This is a genomic window from Devosia sp. ZB163 (genome assembly GCF_028613635.1).
GTDB lineage: Bacteria > Pseudomonadota > Alphaproteobacteria > Rhizobiales > Devosiaceae > Devosia_A.
On record NZ_JAQRMY010000003.1, the window covers coordinates 457579 to 469559 of the forward strand.

Here is an 11981-nt window from a genome sequence, read left to right on the forward strand (position 1 = left end):
ACCGGCCAAGGAGCAGGCGATGACGACCGCGACGTTCAAGGGCAAGATCAGCCTCGATATCCGGGACTCCAAGCCCGATTGGACGCCGTTCCTCGCCAAGAAGGCGCCAAAGGATTCACCCAACGTTCTGGTCGTACTCTACGACGACACGGGCCTGGCGGCCTGGGAGCCGTTCGGCGGGCGCATCGAGATGCCGACGCTCAAGAAGCTGGCGGATCGTGGGCTGCGGTTCTCGCAGTGGCACACGACAGCGCTCTGCTCGCCGACGCGCTCGTGCTTCCTGACCGGGCGTAACCACCACCAGAACGGCTTCGCCACCATCTCGGAGGCGGCAAGCGGGTTCCCCGGCTACAACTCGCACATCCCGCCGCAATGCGCTTCGATGGCGACAGTGCTGCGCGAGGCCGGATGGAGCACGTTCTGGGTCGGCAAGAACCACAACATCCCGGTCGACGAGTGGACCATGGGCGCCTCGAAGAAACGCTGGCCGCTCGCCCAGGGCTATGACCGGTACTACGGCTTCGTCGGCGGCGAGACCAACAACTGGTACCCGGACCTCGCCGAGGACAATCACTACATCGACCAGCCCTACCTGCCGGAGCAGGGCTATCACCTCAGCAAGGACCTCGCCGACAAGGCGCTCGAATTCATCCGCGACAGCCGGCAGACCGAGCCGGACAAGCCCTGGTACCTGTGGTTCTGCCCGGGCGCCAACCACGCGCCGCACCACGCTCCCAGCGAGTTCATCGACAAGTACCGGGGACGGTTCGACGACGGATACGAGGCCTATCGCGAGTGGGCGCTGCCGCGGATGATCGAGCGCGGCATCATGCCCAAGGGAACGCAACTGACCCCGCTCAATCCGATGGCCGAGGGCACGTTCAGCCCGGCCGACGCGGTGCGGCCGTGGGACACGCTGTCGGCCGACGAGAAGCGCCTCTTCTCGCGCATGGCGGAGGTCTATGCCGGCTTCTCCGAGTACACCGACAGCCAGGTGGGGCGCATCGTCGAGTATCTCGAGGAATCCGGCCAGCTCGACAACACGCTGGTGATCTACTGCGCCGACAACGGCGCTTCCGGGGAGGGGTCACCGAACGGTTCGGTGAACGAGGGCAAGTTCGCGAACGGCTATCCGGACGACATCGAGCAGAACCTGATGCTGATCGACAAGCTCGGTTCGCCCGACACCTACAACCACTATCCCACGGGCTGGGCCGCGGCGTTCTCGACCCCCTTCCGCATGTTCAAGCGCTACTCGTACCAGGGCGGCGTGGCCGACCCGCTGGTGATCAGCTGGCCGCGCGGGATGAGGGCGCGCGGGCAGGTGCGCAGCCAGTACCACCACTGCACCGACATCGTGCCCACGATCCTCGATTGCTGCGGCGTGAGCTTCCCCAAGACGGTCGACGGCTACGAGCAGGTGCCGTTGCCGGGGGTGTCGATGCGCTACAGTTTCGACCAGCCGCACGCGCCGACACGCAAGGAAACGCAGTACTACGAGATGCTGGGCACGCGCGGGATCTGGCATCGCGGCTGGAAGGCCGTGACCGAGCACGGGCCGATGACCGACCTGGGGCACTTCGACAAGGATCGCTGGCAGCTCTTTCATACCGAAGTCGACCGTTCGGAGGCCCGCGACCTTACCGAGCAGTATCCCGACCGGCTGAAGAAGCTGATCGCCCTCTGGACGACGGAAGCCGAGAAATACAACGTCCTGCCGCTGTCCGACCTGGGGCTGATGGGACTGCTCAAGATGGAGTTCAAGCCGCCGGTGCCGGAGAGCGGGCAGTTCGTCTACTATCCGGGAACGAGCGAAGTTCCCGAGCGCTCGGCCGCCAATACGCACGGCGTTTCGTTCAAGGTGCTGGCCGACATCGAGTTCACCCCAAGGACCCAGGGCGTGATCTTTGCCCATGGCTCGCGCTTTGGCGGTCACTCGCTGTTCGTGAAGGACGGTAAGGTCTACTACTCCTACAACTTCCTCGGCATCGCGCCCGAGCAGAAGCTGGTGGGCGAGGCGCCCAAATCCGGCGAGCACGTGGTGGGCGTCGAGTTCACCAAGGAGCGCTCGGGCTCGTTCCAGGAGTCCTACGGGCCGGCCAAGCTGTATATCGACGACAAGGTGGTGGCCCAGAGCGAGATCCGGACGATGACCGGGCACTTCGCCATCACCGGGGAGGGGCTGTGCATCGGCCGTGACGGCGGCGACGCCGTCTCGAGCGAGTACGAGCCCAATTTCGACTTCACCGACGGAAAGCTGGGACGCGTCGTCTTCGACGTGGGCAAGGATGCCTACATCGATGTCGAGGCGCACCTGGCGGCCGCCATCGCACGCGACTAGCGGAGGGCAGCATGACCGTAGCGCAAATGCTGCTGATCGTCCTCAACGTGAGCATCGCAATCGTCGTCCTCGGCCTGGGGCTGGGGGCGAGCCTCAACGATGCCGCCTACCTGGTCCGTCGTCCCGGGGCGCTGCTGCGGTCGGTGTTCTCGATGCATATCGTAATGCCGGTGGTCGCGGTCGTGCTGGTGATCGCGTTCGGTATGCGGGGGCCGATCGGTGTTGCACTGCTGGCGCTCTCGCTGTCGCCGATGCCGCCCTTCCTGCCGCTGACCCAGACCAGGGGAGGGGGAACCCATGCCTATGCCATCTCGCTGCTCGTGATCACGGCACTCCTCGCCGTCGCCGTGGTCCCGCTGGGTCTCATGGCCATCAGCGTGGTCGCCGGCGCCAAGGCCGATGCTCCCGAGATCGCCGGAACGCTGGCGCTCACCGTGACACTGCCACTCGTCACCGGCATGGTCGTGCACGACCTCTATCCCGGTCTCGCGCGGCGCCTGGTGAAGCCGATATCGACGCTCGGCCTCGTGCTGCTCGTCCTCGCGTTCATCCCTGTCGCTGCATTCGAGTGGGGCAGGATGTGGTCGATGGTCGGGAACGGGGTGCTCGGGGCGCTCGTGATCTTTGCCCTCGTGGGGATTGTGGTGGGCCATTTCCTGGGAGGGCCGACCTCCGCTGACAGGCTCGTCCTCGCCACGGCCACCGCCGCCCGGCATCCGGGCATCGCAATCGCCGTGGCCGCGGCGAACTCCGAACAGGTGACGCTGGTTGCCGCGGTGGTCATCTGGCATCTGCTTGTGGGGGCGGTAATGGCCATGCCGTACACGCGGTGGATGCACCTGCTGCCGACGCCGGAACCTCAACAAAAAGCGGACAAAACCCCCCGGCATTTCCCGCCAATTAGATAAGACTGCGGGCTTCTGCCTTCATCAGAACGGAAGGCCGCTCTCCCGATACTGATAGCGCCTCACTCAAGCCGCTCGGCAGACTATCGGCCGGGCGGCCTTTCTAGCGGACTCGTTCCGCCTTGAGTGAGGACGGACGATGGCCCTCCCCCTTCAGCAGCCGCCAGTGCGGCCCGAGCGCTTCAAGGCGCCGCCGCTGCCGGCGATGCCCGTGGTGGACCTCAGCAAGCCGGACGTAGCCTCAGTCGAATACTCCCAGCACCGCACCGGCCTCAGCCGGCACCGCACGGAACTATCGGAACACCGCACGGACCTCTCGGAGTTCCGCACCGATCTTTCGGGCGAGCGCACCGAGATGTCGATGCGGCGGACCGGCATGTCGTTCCAGCGCACACGGCTGAGCGCGGAGCGGACCCTGATGTCGGTGATCCGCACGTCCCTGTCGCTCATCAGCTTCGGCTTTACGATCTTCCAGTTGATCCGGGGACTGGCCCAGACGGGCACGATTGAAGTGGGCCAGCATGCGGCGCGGAACTTCGGCGTGACCCTGGTCGGACTCGGCATCCTGCTTCTGATCGTCGGGATCATCTACCACATCCAGTTCATGCTCGGGCTGCGCTACGAGCGCGACGACATGCAGAGGGAAGGGCTGGTCTACGCCCAGAGCCACTTCCCCATCTCGTTCACATTGATCACGGCCTTCGTCCTGCTGGCGATCGGCGTTTCCGCCATTACCAGCATGGTCTTCCAGGTCGGCCCCTTCTTCTGAGCAGGCGGGACAGATAATGACATCGGCAGCAGCGAAGGAGCGCGTGAGATCCAAGGGCGCCCCTCCGACGGAGAGCCTGGTCTGGATCCCGGGCGGCACCTTCACCATGGGTTCCGACGTGCACTATCCCGAGGAGGCGCCGGCGCATCGGGTGACGGTCGACGGGTTCTGGATCGATCGGTACACGGTGACCAACCGCGAGTTCGAAGCGTTCGTCGCGGCAACGCGCTACGTGACGCTTGCCGAGCGGCCGGCCAATCCCGACGACTACCCGGGCGCGCTGCCGGAGTTGCTCGAGCCAGCGTCGACCGTATTCAGCCGGCCGCTCGGTCCGGTCGACATGCGCAACCACTACAACTGGTGGAGCTATGTGCGGGGCGCCAACTGGCGACACCCGGGCGGGCCGCATACCAGCATAGACAGGCTGGCCGAGCATCCGGTGGTGCATGTGGCGCTCGAGGATGTCGAGGCCTATACGCGCTGGATCGGCAAGGAGCTGCCGACCGAAGCCGAATGGGAGTTCGCGGCGCGCGGCGGGCTCGACCATGCGGAATTCGTGTGGGGCGACGAGATGGCGCCCGACGGACGCCACATGGCCAACACCTGGCAGGGGACGTTCCCCTATCTCAACACGGCCGAGGACGGGTTCGAAGGCACGGCGCCGGTCGGGAGCTATCCGGCCAACGGGTACGGGCTCTACGACATGGCCGGCAATGTCTGGCAGTGGACGCAGGACTGGTACACGCCGCAGCACATGCCGCACCTGGCCATCAATCCCCACGGGGGCACGCGCGAGGGCAGCTTCGATGGCCGACAGCCGGGTGTGCAGCTGCCGCGCCGGGTGACCAAGGGCGGCTCGCACCTGTGCGCCCCGAACTATTGCCGGCGGTACCGGCCGGCAGCACGGATGGCGCAGCCGGTCGACACGTCCACTTCGCACCTGGGTTTCCGTTGCGTGGTGCGGCCGGGCAGGTAACCGGCCGGCGCCGTCCTTAGGAACCCAGCAGGACAGGGCCCGCCGATCTGGCGAGCACCAGGGTGGAGGAAACAAAGGCGATCACCAGGGCGACGGCGATGACCGCCACCATGGTTCGAAATGTGGAACGCCCGGGAAGGACTGGCATGCAGATACTCCTCGCTCCGGCATCGGGCGGCTACGTCGCCCTGACCGAATGGCGCCATCCGGTGGCGCGGGGCCGTCGCGCACGGAGGGCGGATCGTCAGCCGGCCTGTGCCGGGTGTGGAGTGAGGCAGCTCACTATGGGGCCGCCGGCCCGGAGCTCAAGTCCAAACGCCATGCAATATTTCCACATAATTGACGGCCTGGCGGAACTTGCCGCCAATCCGGTGGTGCCGGCGAAAGTAATCGACCGAGCCGGCGCCGTTGTCCGGCGATGCATACAAGATCGGAGGAACGAATGACTGCCAGTCGTCTCGCGTCGCTTGTCGGGCTTGTTGTAATCCTATGGACGCCGTCCGCCTTTGCCGGACAGGTCGAGCGAGGTTGCAGGTTTGCCTGCTACGAGTATCTGCACGTGGAGCAGATCGGGTATGATCGCTACCATGTGTGCCGTAGTGGCAGGTGCATCGACTTCTCGGATCCCTGCTTCCGCAGGAGCAAGCCGTCGTTCGACGGGTGGACCCGGGACGTTCCCGACCCCAGTGTGTACGGGCTGTACTAGCAGTTCGATCCCTGTGGCCGCTTCCGCGCTGCCAACGTGCGCTTGGACACTGAGCGCCGGCGGCTGGTTGACTCTCCATCGCTTCGCCGAACACGCTGAAGAACTGCCCGCCCCACCGCTTTGCCACGTGCCGAAATCTTCGTGATCCCAGTGGCTTAGTGACAGCATCAGATATCGGCGCGTCGGGCCTGCGCTCCGGAAATCGTAATTTTCGCTGCCCGTTCCCGCGAGAGGAGCGAGCGCGACGACGTTCCAGGTCCTCTTTACGTGGACCCTGGAGAGCGCTGCGAGGCCGCAGCGAGTGGAGACAACTCCTCCCCCTCCCTCGGGCGGTCTCGCAGCGCAGTTTTTCCGATGATAGGTAGTAATACTCTCGAGATATTTCACATTGTGCGGTATCGAACAAAGAACAACAAAGGTTAGTTCAAGCTTGTTTGATCTGTGCTATGATAGATATACGCGTCCGGTACCGCACACCATCGTCTGAAAATTGATTGAACAACAGGTACACTTATACCATCTTGGTTTCTGTTTTCATTAAGACTTGGAAATAGGGTGGTTCATGTCGAACGAGGTTGAGATGTGAGGCCTCGGCTTCGTTCGGTTCGACCTCGTGCCCATGTTTCCAGGTGGCTCCCCATCGCTGACTCGCGAGCCCCCAAGGCCACCAGTGACCGACGCAACCCTCGGTCGGAAACTGCATAGGGTCGATAGGCCATCCGGGCGGAGGCCCTGCCGTCCGGATGGCCACCCCTCAAGCCGCCATCGCGGGCCATACTGCCTGGCGGCGGATCCAACCACCGAGCTGGAGATACGTTGATGCGTAGGATGCTTGTTGGCTTGTCGGCAGTGCCAGCCCGGACATTGGCGCAGGGGACGTCAAGGCAGGCGCTCGGGCAGGGCGCCTACCTTTGCGGGCTCGACGCACTCGCCCTCACCAGTTCGCTTGAGCCGGAGCTTTGGGTGCTCCAGGGCAATCAGGCCGCCGGCATAGTGGTCCCAGAACCACGCTAGGCGACAGCGAGAGATCGCCAGGGCCCCCGACACCGCGCAACTCCGGCGGCGTCCACAAATCCGGCACCCAGGTGCCCGCCTCACATCTGAATTCTCCGGCACGTTTCGGGCTGGAGCTTATGGATCGGATGCGCGGCGGCATCATTCCTTTCGTCCGTTCGTCCGGTAGCCAAGGCCTCGAATTGAGGCCGCTCGAGCGCAGCTGCAGCTCCACACCGGGGCTCGGCGCACTCGCAGAGATGGGTCCTGAAGTGGGCCACCTAGTGAGGCATGAAAGGAACTGGACTATGACTTCTCGTCTGAAAGTTGCGGCCGCCGGCGTCATCGTCGCGGCCTCGCTGGGGGGCATACCCCCGGCCATGGCACAGACCTACCTGGGAGCACCGGTTGTCGTAGACGTTGCCCCCTTCCAGGTCGCAGAGCGGCTTTGCCTGAGGTTCGACAACAAGTCGCTCATCGACAGGGATGATGAAGGACAGGACGCCTATGACCGCGCTGCGGCCCTGGGCAACCGGTGCTTCAGCAACATCCGCCGGCTGAACTACGGCGTGACCATCCTGCCGTTCCCGCGTAGCGACACGCTCAACGATCGTGACTTCTACTTCCTGACGCGTGAGCAGCGTCGCGCTCTCGGGATTGGCGATCCTCCGTGAGCCATTCTACGGCCGCCGCTGCTTCGGCAGCGGCGGCTCCTTCGTGCCACCGGCGCCCACTGGAGCGCCGGAGTACCCGGCGGTGACCGGCACCGGAGGCAGTTTCCAATGCTCCCCTCAAGTCTGAGACCAATGCTCTTCGCGGCGCTGGCCGCGCTGCCCGCAATTGCCTACCCCGTCGCGCCCCCAGCTATGGCCACGAGCCTCCTCAGCGACGACGACGATGATGATGACGACCACCCGTGCATGACTTCAAACCGCATGCGGCAGTTCCTCGCCAGCAAGGGTTACCAGAACATCCGGTTGAACAGTCCGATCGGAAGCCGGTGGCAGGCCAAGGTGGAAAGCCATGGCCAGACGCTTCTGGTCGTGGTCGATACCTGCAGGGGCGTCATTGTCGGGCGCCAGGTCCTGGGCACCAACTAGCGGCAGTCAAGACCTTCTTCAACGACCGATCCACTCGATCGACCGGAGCAGATTTGCTTGCGGGCGACAGGACTTACGACGGTCGTGATGGGTGTCCGCAAAACTGTTCCAGCCGTGGAAACGACGAGCGACAGTTGGTGTCGAAGGCATAGTAATTCATTTCATGTTGGTCGTAACGGTGTGCTTGATCTGAATAGGCTTGTGTTATAGCGTACGGACTAGTCGGCATGACTAGTCATATGTGCGCAAGCGCACGTATCGGCGAAGTACTTGTGTACAATTGGGTGTGACTTGCAGGGTGATACCCTGCAGCCCCAGGGCCATAGTGCGGAGCAGCGTAACCGCCCCGCCGCCGACTTGGTACCGAGACGGCAGAAAGCCGTCAGTGCTTCGACATGGCTACGTGCCATGTGGCGCCGGAGCACGTGGGAACTGCGTGGGGGGCAGATTCTCCTGATCGTAGGTTTGGCATGAGCGGTTACCCGAAACCGTTCTGACGCGTGTACGCGTTGGCCGCTGTCCTGCGGACGGCAAAGGGTGGTCGCTCCACGACAGGGAGCGCATGTTGTCGATTATTTCCCCTCGGTTCGAAAACGGGCTGTTGGCGAGGCTTCCAGATTTCGATCTGGACCTGCTTGGGCCCTTGCAACGGATTGATCTGGCCCCACACAACGCACTCGAAGTAGCAAATCGGGAAGTGGATTCGATCTACTTCATCGAGAGAGGCTTTGCTTCGGTTGTCGCAGACGATGCTGACGGCGGCATCATCGAAGTGGGGCTCATCGGCCCGGAAGGCATGACAGGTCTTGCGGTCGTCCACGGTGCTGAACACAGCCCGTTCTCGACCTTCGTGCAAGGCGCTGGCAGTGCCATCCGAATAGACCCCGACAATCTTCGGGAAGCCATGCGGGCAAGCCCGTCGCTACACAACCTGTTCATGCGTTATGCGCAGGCGTTCGCGATCCAGGTGGCGTCGACCGCGTCGGCGAACGGGTTGCTGCTGCTTGAGCAGCGGGTGGCGCGCTGGCTGCTGATGGTCGGTGACCGGCTCGGCGAGTCCTTCCAGATCACGCACGAGTTCCTGTCCGTCATGCTGGCGGTACGGCGGGCGGGTGTTACCCGCGCGCTGCAGGATCTCGAGGCCCGCGGGCTCATCCGGACGATGCGTGGCGTGGTTTCCATCGTCAACCGCAACGGCCTCGCGCAGTTCACGAATGGCGCCTATGGCGTCGCCGAGCGCGAGTACGAGGCGTTGATGGGCGACTACCACCCGCAGCCGGTCGAAGAGATCAGGCACGCGAGCCACAAGGTCGGCTAGTTCGCGCGCCTCAAAGCAAAAGGGCTCCCGACGAGGGAGCCCTTCATTGCCCGGATCTGCCGATTAGTTCTGGATGACCATCTTTTCGAGGGCCGCAAGGTCGGTCGGGAGTTCGGCGTCGCCCACGGGCAGGCCATTCACCTGCAGGATGTAGGCCACGAGGTCGGCATAAGTTCCGTCGCCCAGTTGTCCCGGGCGGGACGGCGGCATGCGATCGTGCGCGTGCGTGTAGAGAGCCGCCGCAGTCTTTCCCATCCACTTGCCATCGAAATAGGCGCCTGCCAGGGGCGGGCCGTAGTTGGCGCTGATCAGGTCCGGGCCGTGGCACGAGACGCAGTTGGCGTCGTAGGCAGTCTTGCCGCGGGCGGCCTGCTCGGCGGTGAAGCTTACGGGCTCGCCGGATGCGCCGACGGTGGCAGCGTCGCCGGCGGCGGGGGTTTGTTCCGTCGTTGCCGCGGCGGCGCCATCGCCCTCACCGGTATAGGTGTAGACGAGGATGGCGCCGGGGTTCTGGAGGGTCGTGCCGGCGCCGCCATCCATGGTGCCCACGAGGCCGCTGACGTCGGTCGCCACGTACATGGTCTTCATGTCGGGGCTGAGGGCCATGTCGCGCAGGCGGTTCTCGGACTGGAAGTAGCGCTCGATCGGGCCGGCGACCGTCTTGCCGTCGGCGTCGAGCGGGATGCGGTAGATCGAGCCGCGCTTCAGCGTCGTGACCAGCAGGGAGTTTTCCCAGCCCGGGATGCCTTCGCCGGCTGCGGGGAAATAGGCCTGCATCGACGAGGTGGCGACGGTCGGCCAGCAGATGAAGTCGATGCCGCCGCAAGCCGGGTCGGTGAAGTCCCAGTCGCTGGGCACGGTGAACAGGGTCGCGACGGGATCCTGCATCTCGTTGGGCCAGCTGGTCTCGTCCTCGACCGGCACCGAGGGATCGATCTTGATGTCCGAGAAGGTCAGCTGGGCGCAGGGCGTGGTGGCGTCGACCCAGCGGGCGCGCTGATAGGCGCTGTCGTCCCTGAAGCCGACGACGTGCGGCCAGCCGTAGTTCCCCCCGGCGACGAGGGCGTTGACTTCGTCATCGGTCTTGGGGCCCTGCTCGGACGCGTAGAGGGTGCCGTCGGGGCCGAAGTCGATGCCCTGCATGTTGCGGTGGCCGTAGGTGAAGACGTGGCTCCTGACGCCCTCGATCTCCGGGTTGTCCTCGGGGATCGAGCCATCGATGTTGAGCCGCAGCGACTTGCCCTGGTAGGCGATCCAGTTGCTGGCGCCCACCTCGTCCGCGGTCGGCAGGCGCTGGGCCTCGATGGGGATGCACCAGTTGCCGAGCTGGTCCTTACCGCCGTCGCCGATGGTGTAGTAAAGCTTGCCGTCGGGGCCGAGCTTGAGGCGGCCGGAATTGTGGTCGTTGAAGGCGGGAAGGCCGGCGATCACTTCCTTCGCCTCGCCGAGGGTGCCCGCGTCCTTGTCGAAAGTGAAGCGCACGATCTTGGTGAAGAGGTCGTGGTAGGGACTGGCGGGGTCGGTGACCCACGGCACGCCGCCGCGCGCGGTATCCACGTAGGTGTAGGCGGCATAGACGTGGTCGTTGCCGGTGTCCTGCAGCAGGCCTGGATCAAGCGCCAGACCGAGCAGACCGTCCTGTCCGCCGGGTGCCGAGACTTCCTCTATGTCGATCGCTACCTGTTTGGTCCCGTCCTCGGGATTGACGCGGGTGATCTTGCCGCCGGTTCGTTCGGTGACCCAGAGCCAGTTGTCCGGACCCCAGGTAACCTCCCACGGGCCCTCGAGGCCATTGGTGAGCTCCCTGACCTCGAACTGCTTGGTGCCGGTGACGGCCGAGTCCGGAGGGTTCTGGGCGAAGGAGGGGGCGACGGCTCCTGCGATGAGCAGGATGGAGGCAAAGGCTAACGTTGCGGAAAGTCTCATGCGTTCCTCCAATGGCAATTGATCAAAATAATACCTGAACCGACCGCTCCGTTCCGTGGGACCGGCAGCCATCGGACGCAGGAGGACGCGGGCATGAAAACGCCCGCGACCAGCTGGGACTAAGCGTCGTGCTTCCAGCCGAGGATGCGTTCGGCCTTGGTGGAGTTGAAGAAGCTCTTGCGGCCGCTCATGTCGCCCTTGATCGCGACGCCCGGGAAGAAACGCTGGGCGATCTCGAGGCTGGGGACGTTGGCCGTTGTATCGGGTGCCACGATGTAGAAGGCCTCGTGGCCCTTGAACCGGCCCTCAAGGCTCAGCAGGCACGCCCGCGCCGCCGCATCGAAGCGGGTGTAGGCGAACAGGTGCTTGCCGGGCGCCGGGGCGTCGAGGGTGAAGTTCCTCGCCGCGAGTTCCCGCTCGGGCACCACCCAGTGGAAGCGCATCGAGGCGATCGAGATGTCTTCCCAGCGACGGGCGAAGGCATCGGCCTGCGCCTCGCAGATCCACTTCGACAGGCTGTAGGGCTCCTCCGAGTAGTTCGGATGCTCTTCGTCGATGGGGAAGTAGTCGTAGCGCGGGTCACGGCTGTAGGAGTGGCCGATGGCGTTGACGCTCGACGCCTGGCAGATGCGCATGATGCCGTTTTCGACAGCGGCCTGGAGCGCGTTGTAGCTACCCACGACGTTGTTGTTGTGGACGACATGGTCGGGGTGCCGGCCGGGGGAGGGAATGGCCGCCATGTGAATGACGGCATCGCATCCCGCGAAGGCGGCGACGAGCTTGTCGTACTCGTCCATGTCGGCCTGGATGAAATGCAGGCCCTTGGTCTCTTCGGTCTCGGGCGCGGCGACACGGTCGATGCAGACGAGGTCGTGACCCTGGCGGCGGGCTTCCGTGATGATGGCGCGGCCGACGCCGCCGGATGACCCGGTGAGTGCAATCTTCAT

General features: G+C 64.6%; 10 protein-coding genes. 7 read left to right on the top strand and 3 right to left on the bottom strand.

Going from position 1 to position 11981, the window contains the following annotated elements; all coding sequences use genetic code 11:
- The first annotated feature begins 19 nt into the window (after positions 1-19).
- The 4 genes from PRN20_RS16100 to PRN20_RS16115 all read left to right on the top strand — a co-directional run bounded on the left by PRN20_RS16100 (position 20) and on the right by PRN20_RS16115 (position 4991).
- A complete protein-coding gene (locus PRN20_RS16100; RefSeq protein ID WP_273958562.1) occupies positions 20-2341 on the top strand; it encodes an arylsulfatase in 2322 nt (773 codons plus the stop codon).
- An 11-nt stretch (positions 2342-2352) separates the two neighbouring features.
- A complete protein-coding gene (locus PRN20_RS16105; protein WP_273958563.1) occupies positions 2353-3249 on the top strand; it encodes a bile acid:sodium symporter family protein in 897 nt (298 codons plus the stop codon).
- A gap of 136 nt (positions 3250-3385) precedes the next feature.
- Positions 3386-4015 (top strand): YidH family protein, encoded by a 630-nt coding sequence (locus PRN20_RS16110; protein ID WP_273958564.1) that lies wholly within the window; start codon positions 3386-3388, stop codon positions 4013-4015.
- A gap of 16 nt (positions 4016-4031) precedes the next feature.
- Positions 4032-4991, top strand: coding sequence for a formylglycine-generating enzyme family protein (locus PRN20_RS16115; RefSeq protein WP_443112576.1), 960 nt, complete (start codon positions 4032-4034; stop codon positions 4989-4991).
- 16 nt (positions 4992-5007) lie between these two features.
- Here PRN20_RS16115 and PRN20_RS16120 read toward each other — a convergent pair whose 3' ends face one another.
- On the bottom strand, positions 5008-5139 hold the full coding sequence (locus tag PRN20_RS16120; RefSeq protein ID WP_273958566.1) for a hypothetical protein: 132 nt from the start codon (positions 5137-5139) through the stop codon (positions 5008-5010).
- A 1859-nt stretch (positions 5140-6998) separates the two neighbouring features.
- Between PRN20_RS16120 and PRN20_RS16125 the strand changes: the two genes are divergently transcribed.
- The 3 genes from PRN20_RS16125 (at position 6999) to PRN20_RS16135 (ending at position 9108) form a co-directional block, all read left to right on the top strand.
- Entirely contained in the window at positions 6999-7364 is a 366-nt protein-coding gene (locus PRN20_RS16125; protein WP_273958567.1) for a hypothetical protein, read from the top strand.
- Positions 7365-7472: 108 nt separating this feature from the next.
- Complete coding sequence (locus PRN20_RS16130; RefSeq protein ID WP_273958568.1) at positions 7473-7790, top strand: hypothetical protein; 318 nt, start codon at positions 7473-7475, stop codon at positions 7788-7790.
- Positions 7791-8352: 562 nt separating this feature from the next.
- Positions 8353-9108: a Crp/Fnr family transcriptional regulator gene (locus PRN20_RS16135; protein WP_273958569.1), complete on the top strand. Its 756-nt coding sequence runs from the start codon at positions 8353-8355 to the stop codon at positions 9106-9108.
- 63 nt (positions 9109-9171) lie between these two features.
- Here the strand turns inward: PRN20_RS16135 and PRN20_RS16140 are convergent, their stop codons facing one another.
- Both PRN20_RS16140 and PRN20_RS16145 read right to left on the bottom strand, forming a co-directional pair.
- Entirely contained in the window at positions 9172-11034 is a 1863-nt protein-coding gene (locus PRN20_RS16140) for a glucose/sorbosone family PQQ-dependent dehydrogenase (RefSeq protein ID WP_273958570.1), read from the bottom strand.
- A 119-nt stretch (positions 11035-11153) separates the two neighbouring features.
- Positions 11154-11981 (bottom strand): NAD-dependent epimerase/dehydratase family protein, encoded by an 828-nt coding sequence (locus PRN20_RS16145; RefSeq protein WP_273958571.1) that lies wholly within the window; start codon positions 11979-11981, stop codon positions 11154-11156.

Excerpts from the sequence above, each read along its gene's own strand:
- PRN20_RS16100 (WP_273958562.1), top strand. The coding sequence starts at position 20 with ATGACGACCGCGACGTTCAAGGGCAAGATCAGCCTCGATATCCGGGAC.
- PRN20_RS16105 (WP_273958563.1), top strand. The coding sequence starts at position 2,353 with ATGACCGTAGCGCAAATGCTGCTGATCGTCCTCAACGTGAGCATCGCA.
- PRN20_RS16110 (WP_273958564.1), top strand. The coding sequence starts at position 3,386 with ATGGCCCTCCCCCTTCAGCAGCCGCCAGTGCGGCCCGAGCGCTTCAAG.
- PRN20_RS16115 (WP_443112576.1), top strand. The coding sequence starts at position 4,032 with ATGACATCGGCAGCAGCGAAGGAGCGCGTGAGATCCAAGGGCGCCCCT.
- PRN20_RS16120 (WP_273958566.1), bottom strand. The coding sequence starts at position 5,139 with ATGCCAGTCCTTCCCGGGCGTTCCACATTTCGAACCATGGTGGCGGTC.
- PRN20_RS16125 (WP_273958567.1), top strand. The coding sequence starts at position 6,999 with ATGACTTCTCGTCTGAAAGTTGCGGCCGCCGGCGTCATCGTCGCGGCC.
- PRN20_RS16130 (WP_273958568.1), top strand. The coding sequence starts at position 7,473 with ATGCTCCCCTCAAGTCTGAGACCAATGCTCTTCGCGGCGCTGGCCGCG.
- PRN20_RS16135 (WP_273958569.1), top strand. The coding sequence starts at position 8,353 with ATGTTGTCGATTATTTCCCCTCGGTTCGAAAACGGGCTGTTGGCGAGG.
- PRN20_RS16140 (WP_273958570.1), bottom strand. The coding sequence starts at position 11,034 with ATGAGACTTTCCGCAACGTTAGCCTTTGCCTCCATCCTGCTCATCGCA.
- PRN20_RS16145 (WP_273958571.1), bottom strand. The coding sequence starts at position 11,981 with ATGAAGATTGCACTCACCGGGTCATCCGGCGGCGTCGGCCGCGCCATC.